This window comes from Gemmatimonadota bacterium, from assembly GCA_040882465.1.
Classification (GTDB): domain Bacteria; phylum Gemmatimonadota; class Gemmatimonadetes; order Longimicrobiales; family Gaopeijiaceae; genus JBBEBG01.
Genome location: JBBEBG010000020.1, coordinates 1 through 16,634 on the forward strand (window position 1 = coordinate 1; position 16,634 = coordinate 16,634).

The 16,634-nt window shown below is 66.7% G+C and carries 13 protein-coding genes and 1 pseudogene; 8 read left to right on the forward strand and 6 right to left on the reverse strand.

Annotated elements, in window-relative coordinates:
• The first annotated feature begins 677 nt into the window (after nt 1-677).
• Genes WEG36_06025 through WEG36_06035 form a run of 3 tightly spaced genes read left to right on the forward strand, consistent with a single transcriptional unit; the run spans nt 678 to nt 3,233 of the window.
• On the forward strand, nt 678-1,481 hold the full coding sequence (locus WEG36_06025; protein MEX1257158.1) for an RNA polymerase sigma factor: 804 nt from the start codon (nt 678-680) through the stop codon (nt 1,479-1,481).
• A complete protein-coding gene (locus WEG36_06030; GenBank protein MEX1257159.1) occupies nt 1,478-2,164 on the forward strand; it encodes a hypothetical protein in 687 nt (228 codons plus the stop codon). Before WEG36_06025 ends, WEG36_06030 begins: the two co-directional genes overlap by 4 nt.
• A 28-nt stretch (nt 2,165-2,192) precedes the next feature.
• Entirely contained in the window at nt 2,193-3,233 is a 1,041-nt protein-coding gene (locus WEG36_06035; protein MEX1257160.1) for a PDZ domain-containing protein, read from the forward strand.
• Nucleotides 3,234-3,251: 18 nt separating this feature from the next.
• Here WEG36_06035 and WEG36_06040 read toward each other — a convergent pair whose 3' ends face one another.
• Entirely contained in the window at nt 3,252-4,508 is a 1,257-nt protein-coding gene (locus WEG36_06040; protein ID MEX1257161.1) for a hypothetical protein, read from the reverse strand.
• Nucleotides 4,509-4,774: 266 nt separating this feature from the next.
• Here WEG36_06040 and WEG36_06045 point away from each other — a divergent pair, with 266 nt between their 5' ends.
• Nucleotides 4,775-6,976 (forward strand): carboxypeptidase-like regulatory domain-containing protein, encoded by a 2,202-nt coding sequence (locus WEG36_06045; GenBank protein ID MEX1257162.1) that lies wholly within the window; start codon nt 4,775-4,777, stop codon nt 6,974-6,976.
• Nucleotides 6,977-7,006: 30 nt separating this feature from the next.
• Here WEG36_06045 and WEG36_06050 read toward each other — a convergent pair whose 3' ends face one another.
• A complete protein-coding gene (locus tag WEG36_06050) occupies nt 7,007-8,230 on the reverse strand; it encodes an acyl-CoA dehydrogenase family protein (protein MEX1257163.1) in 1,224 nt (407 codons plus the stop codon).
• A gap of 204 nt (nt 8,231-8,434) precedes the next feature.
• On the opposite strand from WEG36_06050, the gene WEG36_06055 reads away from it, so the two are divergent.
• The 4 genes from WEG36_06055 to WEG36_06070 all read left to right on the forward strand — a co-directional run bounded on the left by WEG36_06055 (nt 8,435) and on the right by WEG36_06070 (nt 12,640).
• Nucleotides 8,435-8,869, forward strand: coding sequence for a hypothetical protein (locus tag WEG36_06055; GenBank protein ID MEX1257164.1), 435 nt, complete (start codon nt 8,435-8,437; stop codon nt 8,867-8,869).
• A 61-nt stretch (nt 8,870-8,930) separates the two neighbouring features.
• Complete coding sequence (locus WEG36_06060; GenBank protein ID MEX1257165.1) at nt 8,931-9,587, forward strand: DUF305 domain-containing protein; 657 nt, start codon at nt 8,931-8,933, stop codon at nt 9,585-9,587.
• 28 nt (nt 9,588-9,615) lie between these two features.
• Nucleotides 9,616-11,439 (forward strand): hypothetical protein, encoded by a 1,824-nt coding sequence (locus WEG36_06065; GenBank protein MEX1257166.1) that lies wholly within the window; start codon nt 9,616-9,618, stop codon nt 11,437-11,439.
• A gap of 112 nt (nt 11,440-11,551) precedes the next feature.
• Nucleotides 11,552-12,640 carry a M48 family metallopeptidase gene (locus WEG36_06070; GenBank protein ID MEX1257167.1) on the forward strand — a complete coding sequence of 363 codons (1,089 nt, stop codon included), beginning with the start codon at nt 11,552-11,554 and terminating at the stop codon, nt 12,638-12,640.
• A 7-nt stretch (nt 12,641-12,647) separates the two neighbouring features.
• Here WEG36_06070 and WEG36_06075 read toward each other — a convergent pair whose 3' ends face one another.
• The 4 genes and pseudogenes from WEG36_06075 to rfbB form a co-directional block, all read right to left on the reverse strand.
• Nucleotides 12,648-13,997 (reverse strand): cytochrome c, encoded by a 1,350-nt coding sequence (locus tag WEG36_06075; protein MEX1257168.1) that lies wholly within the window; start codon nt 13,995-13,997, stop codon nt 12,648-12,650.
• A 94-nt stretch (nt 13,998-14,091) separates the two neighbouring features.
• On the reverse strand, nt 14,092-14,991 hold the full coding sequence (locus WEG36_06080; protein ID MEX1257169.1) for an SDR family NAD(P)-dependent oxidoreductase: 900 nt from the start codon (nt 14,989-14,991) through the stop codon (nt 14,092-14,094).
• A 429-nt stretch (nt 14,992-15,420) separates the two neighbouring features.
• A pseudogene (locus tag WEG36_06085) lies at nt 15,421-15,561 on the reverse strand (sugar phosphate nucleotidyltransferase).
• Complete coding sequence (gene rfbB, locus WEG36_06090) at nt 15,549-16,631, reverse strand: dTDP-glucose 4,6-dehydratase (protein MEX1257170.1); 1,083 nt, start codon at nt 16,629-16,631, stop codon at nt 15,549-15,551. The pseudogene WEG36_06085 and the gene rfbB overlap by 13 nt, the downstream one beginning before the upstream one ends.
• Nucleotides 16,632-16,634: the final 3 nt, after the last annotated feature.

Here is a 16,634-nt window from a genome sequence, read left to right on the forward strand (position 1 = left end):
ACCTCCCCAACCCCCGCGCATCAAATCCGTCCATGGCTGCTTGGGACAGCGTAATGTGCCTACGGGACGCGGAATCCACCCGGGCTAAGTCCACGGTTCGGTCGGACGCCTGGATGCCACTTTGCGACGCCGATCCGAGTGTCGGCGCGTCCAGGGCTACGTGTGACGGAGGACGGTGAAACGGGGGGCCGCGGAACGTGGGACGTGGGACCAGGGGACCGTGGGACCGCGGACCGTGGGACGGTGGGACCAGGGGACCGTGGGACCGTGGGACGGTGGGACCAGGGGACCGTGGGACCAGGGGACCGTGGGACCAGGGGACCGTGGGACCGCGGACCGTGGAACCGCGGACCGTGGGACCGTGGACGGGGGACCGTGGACCGTGGGAATGTGGGGCGTGGGACCGTGGACGGGGGACCGTGGATCGTGGGAATGTGGGATGGATGGATGGAAAGCCGAGGCGCCAGCGGGTCTTCGGGCGATGCCATGGCTAGAGCGGCCAATCCGATCAGAGGCTGGGACGGGGTGCGGTTGCAACCCTTCGCCGACCTCAGGCATCTCAATCAGTGTAAGGAAGGAATGAGCAAGAGGTGAAAGTGGCGTGGTGCAGGAAGTGAACGGTGCGGCGGTCCACATCGGGGCCGCGACCGTCTTCGACCGCGGGGCATTGGAGCGGAATGACGGAAGCGCAACTCGTCGCCGCGGCGCGCGCCGGAAACCGCGACGCGATCCGGCAGCTCTACGACCGCTACTCTCCGCGCGTCTTCGCGGTTGTCCGGCGCATAGCCGGCGATCCCGAGTTGGCGTGCGACTTCGCTCAGGAAGCATGGCTTCGCGCGATTCGCGCACTTCCCTCTTTTCGTGGGGACGCACGTTTTTCGACCTGGCTACATCGGATCGCGGTGAACGCCGCACTCGAAGCGGCGAGGAAGGCGGATGTGAGGGAAAAACGTGAAGTGACGGGTTCGGAACCACTCGGCATCGACGGGCCGTCCGGTGACCCGCTCCTGGCCCGCCGCCTGGAGGCCGCTTTGGCTCGCCTCCCGAGCGGAATGCGCGAGGTCCTCGTCCTCCACGACGTCGAACAGTACACACACGAGGAGATCGCCGACGTTCTCCACATCAACGCCGGGACGTCCAAGTCTCAGCTCTTCAAGGCGCGAGCGAAAATGCGAGAAGTCCTCGGAAACGGCATTCGGAGCGAGGGCATCCAGGACGCCGGCGTCGCCCGGGGTCCCCGCACGAGGGATGCAGATCGGCGGGGCCGCAACGAGGAGTCTCTGGGCCGCAACGAGGAGTCTCGGGCCCGCAACGATGAGCCTCGGGGCCAAAACGGGAAGTCTCTAAGCCAGAACGGCGAATTTTCGGGACGCGACGGGAAGCCTCTGGCACCCGACGGGGAACGATCGGACATGACTAAAGCGAAATCACGGGGCTTCGGACGGCCCAGCGACTGGAAACGCGAAGGAGCGGAAGCATGACGCACCTGACCACGGAGACGCTCGCGCGTCTCGTCGATGAAGCACCCTCTTTCGAGGAGGCCGGACACCTCGAGTCGTGCGCGACCTGCACGGCGGAGCTCGAGGCTCTCCGCGCCCAGACGGAAGCCCTTCTGGGTCTCCCGTCTCTCTCCCCGCCGGGCGGTTCCTGGTCCGCCCTCGAGGAGAAGCTTTGCGAGGAAGGGCTGATGCGCCGCGATGCGAGATATGCGCCGCGACCCGCCCTTCCCTGGATGCGCATGGCGGCGGCGCTCGTCCTCTTTCTCGGGGGCGCGGGTCTCGGGGCGGCGGCGGCGAGTTGGCGCGGCGGCACCGGGAACGCAGAAACCGCGGTCCCGACGGCAGTTTCGCTCGACCAGCTGACGCTCGAGGAACTAGACCAGCTCACGCTCGAGGAAGCGGAGGCGTTCGTGAGCCGGGCACAGGCCCGGCAGGTCGCCGCCCTTCTCGTCTATGCGGATGTCCTCGGCAGGACGGGAGGAACCGAAGCCTACGTGGATCCGTTCACGCGCCTCGTGCTTCTGGACATCATCGCGGCCGCCGCCGAAGCCGCGATCCACGAGGCACCGGCGGATCCATTCCTCAACGGCGTCTTCGTCAATACCGTGGCCGAACGCCAGCTCGCTCTCGACGGGCTGTCACTGGCCGCCGCCGACCTGCGGTAGAGACCGACACCTGGAGAGAACCGAAATCATGAGAAAGAGAATCCTGAGAAAGAGAATGAATTCCGGCGCCCGCGGCCCGAGTGTGAGACCGACCCTTCCGGGGGCCATGCGCCTCTTCGCGACGGCTCTGCTTTCCGCGCTTCTCCTGACCGCACCCGCACCCGCGGGTGCCCGTGCCCAGACGCCGCCGCAAGCCCCACCGCAGGTTCGGGCTCCTGCTGCGCCCCAGCTCGACTCGCTTCGTGCCCGCCTGTACACGCTGAACCGGGAGCAGATGGAAGAGGTCCAGCAAGTCTTACAGGCACGCCAGTCTGAATTCGAGGCGATCCGGGAAGCGATGCAGGAGGAGCTCGAACGGAACGCACAGCGCCTCGCGGAAGCGCGCCGCGAGTACGAGGAGGTCCGGCAGCAAAACGCGCAGGTTCGCCAGCAGGCGGAAGCGGCGCTTCAGGAAGCGCTCCGGGAGCGCCAGCGCATCGTGCGGGAACAGCTCGGCCAGGGCTTCCCCGCGCCGATGCTCGGCGACCCCGGGCTTCCCTTCACCACCGGGGGCGCGCAGGCGTATTTCTGGGCCGACTCGGCTCTCCGGGTCCTGAGGGGGGACTCGCTGAGCTACCGGCGGGACGAGGTGCCATGGACGGCCCAGGACGTGCCATGGGCGGTGGTTCCGGAGATTCTCGAACGCTTTAGTCAACAGAATGCACTAAGGCCGCCGGTCACCGTGGGAATCCCGGCCGTGACGGGCCAGCGCTTCGTGGCGGGCGTCGAACTCACCAACCTGAATCCTTCCCTGGCCCGTTACTTCGGAGTCGAGGCCGGAGTCCTCGTGACCGCGGTTACGGACCGGAGCCCCGGGGCCGCAGCCGGGATTCTCGCGGGAGACGTCATCGTGGAGGTCGGGGGTGAGGCGGTCACGACGGTCCAGGAAGTGCGCCAGGCGATGAACCGCCGAAGCGCGGCTCGCATCCTCGAGCCCGGCAGATTCGATCTCGAACTGCGCTCTCCCGCACCGATCACCCTCCGCGTGATCCGGGAAGGCGAGACGCTCGACCTCGAGATTCCGCGTTAGGGAAGGCCCCAAAGCGCATCAGGGAAGACCCGAAACCTGGATCTCCGCGACGGCGTGCGCCCCGTCATCGTCCGTCGTCACGCCGACCACGCGCGAGCCGCCGATCCACATGGGGACGAAGCGCCGGGGAAACTCCGCTTGCCCCTCCGGCCTCCCCTCGGACGAGAGGACGATCCAGCGGCTCCCATCCGCGTCGCCCCCGAGGCTTTCCATGGGAACTCCGACCTGGTGTGGGGGCTCGGCCCCGAGCCCTCCTTCCGCGGCCGTCGGCGTCATGCGAATCCAGATCCTTCCCTCCTGCGAAACGACCAACGCCTGATAAGGCCGGCGCACGGCCGGCACGTGCAGTGCCTCGCGGAATAGGGTGAGGATCTCTCCCTCCGGCTCCCTTCGGACCTCTGCCCAACCCGCGCCAAGGGCCTCCACCGCACGGGTGATCTCGCCCTCCGTGAGGGGATCCGGATCGAAGGCGATGTGCGTCGCGAAGGCGACCGATCCGTCCATCCCCCGGCGCTCCACGACGATGACCGGCTGGGGGTCGAGCTCGTGCCGGACCTCGACCAGCGTCGAATCAGACCAGACGAAGGCGCGGACCGGGCTTTCGGTGAAGGGCTGAGGAACGGGCGCAGTCCCGCCTCCCGCGGGCCAGAGGATTTCGAGCTCGTTCATCCCCGCCGCCTCCGTCCAGAGGGTGTCGAGGACCGGACCCCCGGGTTCCGCACGTACGACCGGATAAGAGAGGGTGGCACGCCCTCCCTCGACCCATTGAGGAATCAGGGGAAGCGCGATCGCCTTCCTTCCCGGGGTGACCCCGACCGCGATGAAGGGGAATTCCCAACCGGGCAGGTCGAAGCTGCCGAAGGTCACACTCTCCACGAGGCGGGCTTCGTCGAAGAAGTGCAGCTGATAGCGGGCGCGGTCGTAGACCCAGAGGAGATCTCCCTCCCACCCGATGTCCTGGGGCAGGCTCATCTGGAGGACACCATCCTCCCGCTCTCCGATCCGGCCGAGCACTTCTCCGGACCAGTCGAGGACCCGCACGGTTCGCTGGCCTTCCTCCACCAGATAGATCCGACTTTCGGCATCGAGGGTGAGATGCAGCACCGCGTCGCTCCCCAAGGCGACGACTCGGATCGCGGGCCGCACGTCCAGGACCGGGAGACTCTCGATGGCGGGCATGGTCCCCGCTTCGGCCCCGCATGCGGCTGCGAAGAAGGTCACCGCGACCCGGACGGCGCGCGACGCGCGCAGGCGATGGGCCTTGTAGGATGCCACGATCTCGACTCCCCGGGCGGAGGGCGAACGCATGAAAGAGGTCCGAACACCGATTCGGGACAATCTCGCCACGTTGCGGGTCCCCGAACCAGGGGGTGACGCCCAAAAGAGGAGTGAGTAGAGGGGATGGCGCGCGATCGGGGGGTCGGCCGGGGCGGACCCACGGGCCCGCCGGGCGGCCAGAAGCCAACGTGGCGTCTCTTCTGCCCCGTGCCTACCTTGGGCCCCGTCCTCGATGTGTCCCATCCCCATCCGCCGAGGCGGTCATGCGAACATCGTTCGACGAGTCCACGACCGGAAAACGAGCCCCCCTGCGGGCCTCGGCGAAGGTCGCGGTCCTCTTCCTCGCCGGAGCGCTCCTGTGGACCGGGTGCGTCGCGAACGTCGCGAGCGAAGGAGGAAGAATCACGGGTGTCGTGGACGGCCGGGACGGCCCCGAAGCGGGGGTCTGGGTCATCGCGGAAACGGACGACCTCGGGACCCGCTTCACGAAAATCGTCGTGACGGACGATCAGGGACGGTTCGTCCTCCCCGAGCTTCCCGCAGCGGCATACGAAGTGTGGGTCCGCGGATACGGGCTGCGCGATACCGAACCCGTTCCCGCACGACCGGGACACGAACTCGTACTCGCGGCCGCCTACCCCGACACCCCGCAGGAGGCCGCCCAGGTCTATCCCGCGAGTTATTGGTATTCCCTCATCGAGGTCCCGGCGCGAAGCGAGTTCCCCGGCGCCGGCCCGGAGGGGAACGGAATCCCCGCCGGGATGGCCACGCAGGAGGATTGGATCGACCAGATGAAGCAGGGGTGCCAGCTCTGCCATCAGCTCGGAAACGAGGTGACGCGCAGCGTGGCCCACATCGCGAACCGCTTCGAGACGACCGAAGACGCGTGGCGTGCCAGAGTCACCTTCGGCCAGCGCGCCGGGAGAATGAACGCGGCGATGAGCCAGTTCGGTCCGCGCGGCGTCGAGATGTTCGCGGACTGGACCGACCGGATCGCCGCCGGGGAGGTCCCGCCGGCCCCACCGCGCCCCGAAGGAGTCGAACGCAACATCGTCCTCACGATGTGGGATTGGGGGTTCCCCAATTCTTACGTCCACGACGAGGTCGCGACCGATAAGCGGAATCCAGCCGTGAATTCGAACGGGCCCGTATACGGGGTCTCCATGACGGATGACCGCCTCCTGATCGTGGATCCCATCACGCACGAGGCGCGCGACTTGAAGATCCCCGTCCGCGACGCCGACACGCCCTCGTACTTCCCCCTCGTTCCCGGGCCGGAGCCGTCTCCCTTCTGGGGCGACGAGTTGGTCATGAACGGACCCGCGAACGTCCACAATCCAATGATGGATCACCGGGGTCGAGTCTGGCTTACCTCGAACGTCCGAGCCCCCGCGACCACTCCGAACTGGTGCGCGGCGGGGTCCGGGAATCCCTATGCGGAGTACTTCCCGCTCGGTGGAGGCAACCGCCAGGCCTCGGTCTATGACCCCGCGACCGACAGCTTCGTGCTCGTGGACACCTGTTTTTCCACTCACCATCTCCAGTTCGCGGAGGACGAGGACCACACCCTCTACTTCAGCGGGGACGGGAGTGTCATCGGATGGCTGAACACGCGGCGATTCGACGAGACGGGGGACGCCGGCGCCTCGCAGGGGTGGTGTCCGACCGTGATAGACTCGAACGGGGACGGGCGAATCACTCGCCCCTGGAATCAGGGCCCGGGACCTCGCGACCCCGCGCTCGACACGCGGCTCGCCGGCTTCGCTTACGGAGTCATCGTGAACCCCGTGGACGGCTCGATCTGGATCGCGCGTACCGGGGGTGTCCCGGGAACCATCATCCGGCTCGATCCCGGCGACAGCCCACCCGAGTCCTGCCTTTCCGAGGCCTACGAGCCGCCCTTCGACAATCCGGAAGTGCCCCCGGGTGAATGGGGATACGCGCCGCGCGGCATGGACGTAACCCGCGACGGCGTCATCTGGACCGCTCTCTCTGGGAGCAGCCACCTCGCGAGCTTCGACCGGAGCAAGTGCCCGGTGCTGAGCGGTCCGGACGCGACCGGGCAGCACTGCGCCGAAGGGTGGACGCTGTACCCCGCGCCGGGCCCGCAGATGAAAAACGCAGGCCAGCCCGGCGGATCGGATTTCCACTACTACAACTGGGTGGACCAGTTCAACACGCTCGGTCTCGGCGAAAACATTCCGATCGCGAACGGAACGACCTCGGACGCCCTCCTCGCGCTCGATCCGGATTCGGGAGAGTGGGTCGTGATGCGCGTCCCTTACCCTCTCGGCTTCTATTCGCGGGGACTCGACGGGCGCATCGACGATCCCGATGCGGGGTGGAAGGGGCGCGCCGTGTGGGCCGACTTCGGCACCAACACGCCCTGGCACATCGAAGGGGGGAAAGGCGCCCTCTCCCGGATCGTGAAGTTCCAGATCCGCCCGGACCCGCTGGCGTACTGAGGGGGGCCCCCGCCTCGCGGATCCCTCCGCCTATTGAGAAGTGAGGCGGCCGGGTCCGTCCTGTTTTTTTAGCTCGAGCTTCGCCACGGACTCGAGGTGAACCTCATCCGGCCCGTCGGCGAGGCGCAGGGTGCGGATCGCGGCCCACGCGGCGGCGAGCCCGACATCGTCGCTCACTCCCGCCCCTCCGAATGCCTGGATCGCCCTGTCGAGGACGCGGAGCGCCATGCTCGGAGCCACGACCTTGATCATCGCGATCTCTGCGCGCGCCTCCTTGTTCCCTACCCGGTCCATCCGGTCCGCGGCGTGCAGGGTCAGGAGGCGTGCCTGGTCTATCTCGATCCGGGAGCGCGCGATGTCCTGACGGATGCTCCCCATCTCCGCGAGCTTCTTCCCGAAGGCTTCCCGCTCCGACACGCGCCGGCACATCGCCTCGAGCGCCCGCTCCGCGGCCCCGATCGTTCTCATGCAGTGATGGACACGCCCAGGTCCGAGCCGACCCTGCGCGATCTCGAATCCCCTTCCCTCCCCGAGAAGGAGGTTCGACGCCGGAACACGCACGTCCTCGAAGTCGATCTCAGCGTGTCCGTGAGGCGCATGGTCGTAACCAAAGACAGGGAGAGTCCGCAGAACTCTCACGCCCGGCGTGTCCATGGGCACGAGGATCATGGACTGCTGGAGGTGCCGGGCCGCCGCCGGATCGGTTTTCCCCATGAAGATGAGGATCTTGCAACGGGAGTCCCCCGCCCCGCTCGACCACCACTTGCGGCCGCGGATCACGTACTCGTCCCCATCGCGACGGATGCTCGCGCGGATGTTCGTGGCGTCGGAGGATGCGACGTCCGGCTCGGTCATGCAGAAGGCGGAGCGAATCTCGCCCGCGAGGAGCGGCTCGAGCCACCGGGCCTTTTGCTCCTCCGTCCCATATCGGACCAGGACTTCCATGTTTCCCGTGTCGGGCGCGCTGCAGTTGAAGGCTTCGGGTGCGAAGTGGACGCGCCCCATGACTTCGCAGAGCGCTCCGTACTCCAGATTCGAAAGCCCCGCGCCGTGCTCGCTCTCCGGAAGGAAGAGGTTCCAAAGCCCCGCCGCCTTCGCCTTCTCCTTCAGCTCCTCCATGAGGGGAACGACTCCCCACCGGTTCCCGTCCGCCACCTGGCGCCCGTACTCCGCCTCATTCGGATAGACGTGGTCCGACATGAAGCGCTCCAGACGGGACTTGAGATCCTGCGCCTTCGGAGACAGCTCGAACATCCCTCCTCCTCGGAGAAGCGGTCGGGTAGGCCGGTGTGGCTTTGCAGTCTATCACGCCGACGGGCTACAGGAAAACGTCTCGCGATCGAGGCGAAGGACTGGAGCCCTGGCGCAGTTGTTCCCGCCTCGGGACGGGCCTAACTTGCACCCTCGCCGTTGCGCCGCCGCGGCCCGAAATCCGCTCCAATGCGAGGAAGGCCCGCGATGTGGCGCCGAACCCTGATTCTCATGAAGGCGACCGCGGGGCTCCTCTGGCTTTCCGGATGCAGCGGCGACCCGACGACGCCGGCGCAGCAATGCCTGGGAGATACCGTTGTGGAGGCCGGATCCGTGATCGAAGGAATGCTGGAACCGGGAGACTTCACGGATTTCGAGGGCGACTTTGTTGACAGTTACGTCCTTCAGGTCCCCTCGCTCAGCACATGGCGCTTCACGATGCGTTCGACGGAGCTCGATTCGGTTCTCTGGCTCTATTCGGCCTTCACTACCCTCGACGCGGACGACAACGACGGCGGCGGCGTGAACGGACTCGATGCGGCGATCGCCAGGGTCCTCCCGGGCGGCTGCTACACCATCGAGGCGACCACCGAGGCGGTCGGCGCGGAAGGGGCTTACACGCTGACCGTGGAGCGCTTCTGAGACGCTGTGAGATGACGATGGGTCGCTCGACATGGCCAGATCCCGTAAGAGTGGCCCGCCGATGACGCCGACCGATGCGAGACGGGTTTCCCGCTCGGCGTTCGTCCTCGTGGGGCTGGCGATGGGCGTGGTCGGGTGCGCGGCCGGCGCGGTCCAGCCGCCCGGTTCCCCCGTGGTCCGCCCGGGCGCTCCGGGCCAGGAAACGAGGGTTCTGGATGGCACGCCCGTCACGGCGATCCTTCCCCACACGGCGGCGGACGTCGCCTTCATGCAAGGGATGATCCAGCACCACGCGCAGGCACTCGAGATGAGCGCGCTCATTCCCGGGCGTACGACGCGACGTGAGATCGTGCTTCTGGGCCAAAGGATCGTCATTTCCCAACGGGACGAGATCGCCCTGATGAGCCGCTGGCTGGAGGGCCGGGGACTCCCCCTTCCGGAGATGGCCGCGCATCACATGATGCCCGGCATGCTCTCCCCGATACAGATGGAAACTCTGCGGGGATCGAGCGACACCGACTTCGACCGCTTCTTCCTGGCCGGGATGATCCAACATCACGAGGGCGCGCTCGTCATGGTGGCGGAGCTCTTCGCGAGCCCGGGCGCCGCTCAGGAGGAGGAAGTCTTTCAGTTCGCCTCTCACGTGGAGGCGGATCAGCGCATCGAGATCGCTCGGATGGAGCGGTTGCTTCGCGAGCTCTTGACCGACGGAAACTGAACGACCTCTTTTTTCGAGGGAGATCCCCATGAACAAGGTGCTCTTCGCGCTTCTCGCGGCAGCGATGTTGGCCGTCCTACCGTCGGCTTCCTCCGCCCAGGCCGTGACCTCCGACTCCGCGGCGGCCCAGGGAAACTCCGCCGACGCCGAGCTTCCCCTCTGGGAGTGGGATCCAACGGATCCGAGAATCGGGCTCGCGCCCGGCCTCCACGACGGGGGGATGGCCGCCGGAAGCATGGAGCTGATCGCGAACCTTCCCCGCCCCGAGGGCTTTTCCACGAACTCGGACTTCGCCTTCTCGGGAAATTACGCCTTCATGGGGAACTACAACGGCTTCAACATCTACGACATCTCGGACCCGGCGAATCCGGCGCTCCACCTCTCCGTGCTCTGCCCGGGAAATCAGGGAGACCTCTCGGTTTATGGAAATCTCCTCTTCCACTCGGTGCAGGCCGCGAGCGGTCGTCTCGACTGCGGCGACCAGGGAATCGAGGACGAGGTGAGCTCGGAACGTTTCCGGGGCGTTCGGATCTTCGACCTCTCCGACATTGATAATCCGGTACAGGTCGCCGCGGTGCAGACCTGCCGTGGGTCGCACACGCACAGCCTCTCGAGCCGTCCCGGGGACGACGAAAACGTCTACATCTACGTGTCGGGGACGAGCGCGCCCCGGCCCGCGGAAGAGCTGGGTGGGTGCTCGGGTCCCGATTCTCAGGATGAACCCAATACGTCTTACTTCCAGATCGAAGTGATCCAGGTCCCGCTCGCGCGCCCGCAGGACGCGCGCATCGTGAACCAGCCTCGCGTATTCGCGGATCCGGTTACGGGGGACCTCGCGGGGCTCTGGCCGGGGGGAGATCACGGAGCCGGCACGCAGAGAACGTCCAGCACCTCCGCCTGTCACGACATCACGACCTATCCGGAAATCGGACTCGGCGGGGGGGCCTGCCAGGGGAACGGTATCCTGTACGACATCACCGACCCGACGAACCCGGTCCGGATCCACGACGTGGTGGATCCGAACTTCGCATATTGGCACTCGGCCACCTTCAACAACGACGGGACCAAGGTCGTCTTCACCGACGAGTGGGGCGGCGGCGGCTCACCGCGCTGCCGCGCGACGGATCCTCCCACCTGGGGCGCGGACGCCCTCTTCGACATCGTGGACGGCGAGCTCAGGCTCGCGGGGTACTACAAGCTCCCGGTCCCCCAGACCGAGTTCGAGAACTGCGTGGCGCACAACGGCTCGCTCGTTCCCGTCCCGGGGCGAGACATCAAGGTTCAGGCCTGGTATCAGGGCGGGATCTCGGTCTTCGACTTCACCGACACTGGGAAGCCCTTCGAGATCGCCTATTTCGACCGGGGCCCGGTGAGCGTGGAGGGGCGCGGGGGTGGCGGACAGTGGTCCGCATACTGGTACAACGGGTTCGTCTACGGATCCGAGATGGCGCGGGGACTCGACGTCTTGCGACTCCTCCCGAGCCAGCACCTTTCCCAGAACGAGATCGCCGCCGCTCTATCCGTGCGCTACGAGCAATTCAATGCGCAGCATCAGCCGAAGATCGTCTGGCCGGTGAGCTTCGCGGTTACACGGTCGTACCTGGATCAACTCGTGCGGGCGGACGCACTCGCCCCGGAGATGGTTGCGCGGCTCGCCACGGCGCTGGCGGCGGCGGAGGGACTTCCGGCGGGGAACGACCGGAGAGCCGCAGCCGACCGGCTCGTGGCGACCGCGGCCGAGCTCGACGCCGAGGCGCTCGCGGCGCTCACCGCCGGGCAGACGGGGAATCCCACGCGCGTGCGCGCCCTCCTCGCGGCGTCGCTGAGGGATCTGGCGGAGACGCTGCGGTAGGGGGGCCGGCGCGAGGGGGCGACCGGGGTCCGGCGCGCCCATCTGAAACTTCGCCCTGGTCGAACCGTACAGGTGAAAGAGCGCTCCCCTCCCTTCAGCCCGGACTCCCCTCATGCGCCCAGACGACCCGACTTCCGGCGAAACTCCTTCCGGCGGTCCTTCTTCCGGCGGCGCGAATGGCGATGGAACTCGTGCACGCCGCGTCCTCACTGGAATCTCTCCACGCGCATGGGAGCATCCGGCGGACCGGGCGGCGCTCCAAGCGTTACGCAGGATTCCCGTCTTCGACGACGTCCTCCGCAAGCTCTTCGGGTTCTTTGGCGAAAAGCCGATCCGACTCGCCTTCCAGGCCAACTCGGTGCGCGTCTCCGGGAACCAGTTCCCCCGCGTCCACAAGCTGTACCTCGAAGTTCTGAAGACGATGGACGCACCTTACGAATATCCTCTCTATATCTCCCAGACGCCCGTCGTGAACGCGGGCGCCTATGGGATGGACCAGCCTTTCGTCATCCTGAATTCGGGGATGATCCACCTCCTGGACGACGATGAGCTGCAATACGTGATGGCGCACGAGGTCGGTCACATCCTGAGCGGCCACGTCCTCTACCACACGATGCTCGTCATCCTCGTCCAGCTCGCGGAACGCGGGTTTCCCATCGTGGGGCTCGCCGCGCGGGCGATCCTCGTCGGGCTCCTCGAGTGGTACCGGAAGAGCGAGCTCTCCTCCGACCGCGCCGGGCTCCTCGGGGTGCAGGACCCCCGGATCGTGTACCGCGCCATGCTGGCGATGGCGGGCGGCGGCGGGACGCTTTATCACGCCATGCTCGCGTCCGGTCGCCCCGGGGCTCCGGAGGTCACAAGCGTCCCCGCGTTCCTGGAACAGGCGGAAGACTACCAGGAGAGCCAGGATGTGATGGAGGCGGTCTTCAAGGTCCTGAACCTCCTCGGCACGACCCACCCGTTTTACGTCCTGCGGGTGTCCGAGCTGAGGGCCTGGATCGAGACCGGGGCGTACGACGAAATCCTCAGGGGGAACTACGCGAGGCGCGGGGAGCCCGAGCCCGAATACATAAGCGACCTCTCGGCCGCCGCGTCCTCATACCGCGAGGGGGCCAAGGACTTCGTGGACGACCTGGCCACCTCGGCGAAGAAGATGCGCGACTCCCTCTTCGACACGCTGAGAGGGGCGGGGCGGCAGTAAAGCCTGCTCAGTTGTGGTCTTCGACCGCCCCTGTCGCCTGGATCTGGCGACGGCGGCGGTCTTCGGCCTCACGAGCGGCGGTCTCGATGTCCTCCGGGAGGGGATCGCCCACCACGATCCCACGCGGCGTGGCCGACGCGTAATAGATCCGGGCGTTGGCCATCTCGTTGAAGGTCTCGATCCCGTAACTCACGTCCACCGTGGGGTCCGGGTTGAACTCGTTTTCAGGCGAGTTATCGAACCACCAGGTCGCGTGGAGCGTCGAGCCCGCCGGGATGAAGCGCGGCTCATTGAACTGGTAGAGGAGCTGCCAGTTGAAGTCGTAGTCGGGAATCCAGAGGAGGACTTCCCGGTCACCATTCGGGTACTCGAGCTCGTACTGGAAGGACTTCCCGCGGTAATGCGCGTGAGGCCCCATCGAGAGGAGATACGTGTCCTCCTCGAAGGTGCGTCCCCACGTCACTTCGAAATTGGGATCCCCCGCCGGAATCAGGAGATCCCGGCCCGAGCTGTTGATGTCCGTCTCGACCACATGATCGATCACCGTTCCCGGCTCATAGAAGACGAACCCCCCCTGGGTTTCGTCCTCGACGGCGGTCCCCGGTCCTGGATCTTTGTAGTAGTGCATGTTGAATGTCACGACCGGATCCACCGGGAGGAGGACGCCCCACCCCTCCGGATAGACGAAGGGCCCGCGCCCCGGCGTGCCGACGCCGAGGTGGCTCGACACGATGTGGTGAACGTAAGCGCCGCCCGCCTTCAACTCCGACGCCTGGATCCACTGCGGTGCAGGATGGGCTTCCCTCGACACCGGGACGACGACCGTCGGCTGCCAGTCGGCCACCTCGTCCCCCACGAGGACCGGCTCCGGGAATTCGACGACGAGATCGGGCTGTCCGAGCCACCATCCGGTCTCCGTCGCCCCCGCCGCCACCGCGACGGCCGCCGGCGCCTGGGACGGATCCCCTTCCGGAGCCCCCTGCTCCGCCCAGGCGATCAGTGTCTCGCGATCCTCTTCCGACAGGTACCGCTCGCCGACAAAGGTGCCCCTGTGGCGCTCGTCCGCGCCCCAGGGAGGCATCCGGCGCTCGCGTACCGCCTCGGCGATCAGGGGTGCCCAGGGCCGCGCCTGCTCGTAGGTCTCGAGCGCCATGGGAGCCAGCATCCCCCCCGCGCTGAGCGCGGCCTCGCGATGGCACGCCTGGCAGTTCTCCCGGAGAATCGGGAGGACGTCGGCGTAGAAGGTCGGCTCGTCGTCAGAGGCGCGAATGGGGGCCGCCCACGGAAGCACCGCGAGGGCGGCCGTGGGAAGCACGAGGGCGAATCGGTGAAGGAACGACGGGAAGTGCGGAAGCACGGCTCACTCCGTCCGGGGGTGGGGACCGCCTTACGACCGCTCGGTGGAGTTTACGCGCGGAAGTGACCCCCTGTCAACGAGCACCTCCGTCCAGTCAGTTCAGTTCCGCGAGCTCCATGCTGAGCGTCCTGAGCTGCATTCGGGCGTCCCGGTCGTAGGCCTGGGCGTTCGCCTGGGCGGGGCGCAGCTGATTGAAGTACTGGCCGCTCTGGAGCCCCGGAGCGGTGATGAGGTTCCAAACGGCGTCCGCACCCTCGTCCACCGTGCTGAGGGGCGTCCTTCCCGAAGCCCGGACCATCTGGGTGTCCATGTACGTCGCCGGATGGAGCGCGTTCACGATCACCCCTCGGCCGTCGAGCTCCTCCGCGAGGTCGAAGGTGAAGTGGATCTGCGCGAGCTTGCTCTGCCCATAGGCGCGCGCTCCCGTGTACCCCCGTTCCATCATCACGTCGGCGAAGTCGATCGGATTTTGCGCGGCCGAGGCGACGTTCACGATCCGGGCCGGGGCGCTCTCCATGAGGAGGGGGAGGAGCATCCGGGTGAGGAGAAAGCCGGAGAGGTAGTTGACCTGGAAACGAAGCTCGTGACCGTCCTGGCTGAGCTCCCGCTCGGGGGAGGACGAGCCGATCCCGGCGTTGTTCACGAGAAGGTCGAGGCGGTCGTACTCCTCGAGGATTTCACTAGCCAGCCCCCGCACCTGCTCGAGCGAGGCGAAGTCGGCCTGGAAGAAGCGCGCGCTTCCCTGCCCCCCGCGCTCGATCTCCGCCACGACCTCCGCGCCTCGTTCAGCGTTTCGGCCATGGACGATCACATGCGCGCCCATCGCACCGAGGCGGAGGGCGACCTCCCGTCCCAATCCATCCGTCGAGCCGGTCACGAGGACCACCTGTTGACCCTCCCGTGCCTCGGGGATCTGGGCGGCGGCTTGAATCGCGGCGATCTGGATTCCCATCGCCGCACCGGCAGCCGCGAGCATACCGATTCTCACCTTCATGATACCCTCCCCTACAGGCTCTCCTACTGGGGCCGCAACCTGGAACTCGCTCGTCGCACTCTAGCGGGTTCGACGGCGAAGGGCCACGCCGAAGACCGCTGTGGGGCTCGATGGGGCCCCTTCGCCGGCCGGCTGGAGGCTTCGTCAGGAGGTCCAGGCTTGGAAGAGGTCGTGTGGACGTCGCCCGAGGACATCCAGGAATGAGATCTCGTGAGGCGGGATCCCGGCGTCGGGGCGGTCCGCGAGCGAGATGCAGGTCACCGCTGTGAACACCGGAATCCAACCGGCGTCCAGCTCCAGCCGCCTAGCTTACTCGCGAAGCACTTTCCGGCCGGTTTCCGCCAGGCTTCCCGGCTCGGGGGCGGCGAAGCCGCGTCCCAACTTCTCCACCACGAGCTCGCCCCGCTCCAGGGACTACCGGTTCACATCGGTGATCTCGAGCCCCCACCTCGCTCCATCTTCGAGGAGCCATTCGAAACTGGGCCGGTCCCAAGGCGTGGTGATCAACAGGAAACGCCGAGTGCCAGCCAGCATGAGGGTCGTGCACGGGCAGTAGATCATCGGAGCATCCCCAGCCGCTCGCCCCGATACGCGCCACTACGAATCGGACCCCACCAGTCCTCACGCGAGACGTACCATGCCACGGTCGTGCGGAGGTGCTCTTCAAAGGTCCCCTCGGGAGACCAGCCCAGCTCTTCCCGCGTGTCGGTTGCGTCGATCGCGTAGCGCTCATCGTGGCCCGGCCGATCCGCCACGAACCTGATCCGTTCCCGATGACCGCGGCCGTCTGGAGCGGGGGACATCCCATCCAGCAACTCACAGATCGCCCGAACCACGTCGAGATTCCGTCTCTGGGCGTCGCCTCCGAAGAGGTAGGCCATCCCCGGGCGGCCCGCTTCGAGGGCGCGAACAAGCCCGCGCACGTGATCCTCGACGAAAATCCAATCGCGGACGTTCGCTCCTTTGCCGTAGACGGGGAGATCGCGCCCCTCGATCGCACACAGGATCATGTGGGGAATGAGTTTCTCCGGGAACTGATAGGGACCGAAGTTATTCGAGCAGTTGGTGACGATGACAGGGAACCCATACGTGTGATACCAAGCGCGGGCGAGGTGGTCGGCCCCGGCCTTGGAGGCGGCATACGGAGAGTTCGGCCGGTAGGGGCTGTCGGCTGTGAAGGCGCCGGTCTCGCCCAGGCTGCCGAACACTTCATCGGTGGAAACGTGAATGAACCGGAAGGGATGTGCGGCGTTTTTATTCTGGAGCCGAGCATGTCCGGCGTCGGCCGACCAAGCTTCGCGGGCGGCCTGGAGAAGATTGAACGTTCCGACCAGGTTCGTGTCCACGAAGGCAGCCGGACCATCGATCGACCGGTCCACATGGGATTCGGCCGCAAGGTGGAAGACCGCATTCGGGCCATGTCGGTCGAACACGTCCTTGAGGGCTGGCCGGTCCCGGATGTCCACGCGTTCCCACACGTATCGTGGTGAATCCACCACGTCAGCCAGGGACCCGAGAGTGCCGGCGTATGTTAAGCTGTCTACATTCACTACACGGGCAGACGTGTGGCGGATGAGGTGGCGCACGAGCGCCGAACCGATGAAGCCCGCGCCGCCAGTGACCAAAATGGTACGGTTCATGCG

Excerpts from the sequence above, each read along its gene's own strand:
- WEG36_06025 (MEX1257158.1), top strand. The coding sequence starts at position 678 with ATGACGGAAGCGCAACTCGTCGCCGCGGCGCGCGCCGGAAACCGCGAC.
- WEG36_06070 (MEX1257167.1), top strand. The coding sequence starts at position 11,552 with ATGCGCCCAGACGACCCGACTTCCGGCGAAACTCCTTCCGGCGGTCCT.
- WEG36_06050 (MEX1257163.1), bottom strand. The coding sequence starts at position 8,230 with ATGTTCGAGCTGTCTCCGAAGGCGCAGGATCTCAAGTCCCGTCTGGAG.
- rfbB (MEX1257170.1), bottom strand. The coding sequence starts at position 16,631 with ATGAACCGTACCATTTTGGTCACTGGCGGCGCGGGCTTCATCGGTTCG.
- WEG36_06035 (MEX1257160.1), top strand. The coding sequence starts at position 2,193 with ATGAGAAAGAGAATCCTGAGAAAGAGAATGAATTCCGGCGCCCGCGGC.
- WEG36_06045 (MEX1257162.1), top strand. The coding sequence starts at position 4,775 with ATGCGAACATCGTTCGACGAGTCCACGACCGGAAAACGAGCCCCCCTG.
- WEG36_06080 (MEX1257169.1), bottom strand. The coding sequence starts at position 14,991 with ATGAAGGTGAGAATCGGTATGCTCGCGGCTGCCGGTGCGGCGATGGGA.
- WEG36_06055 (MEX1257164.1), top strand. The coding sequence starts at position 8,435 with ATGTGGCGCCGAACCCTGATTCTCATGAAGGCGACCGCGGGGCTCCTC.
- WEG36_06060 (MEX1257165.1), top strand. The coding sequence starts at position 8,931 with ATGACGCCGACCGATGCGAGACGGGTTTCCCGCTCGGCGTTCGTCCTC.
- WEG36_06030 (MEX1257159.1), top strand. The coding sequence starts at position 1,478 with ATGACGCACCTGACCACGGAGACGCTCGCGCGTCTCGTCGATGAAGCA.
- WEG36_06065 (MEX1257166.1), top strand. The coding sequence starts at position 9,616 with ATGAACAAGGTGCTCTTCGCGCTTCTCGCGGCAGCGATGTTGGCCGTC.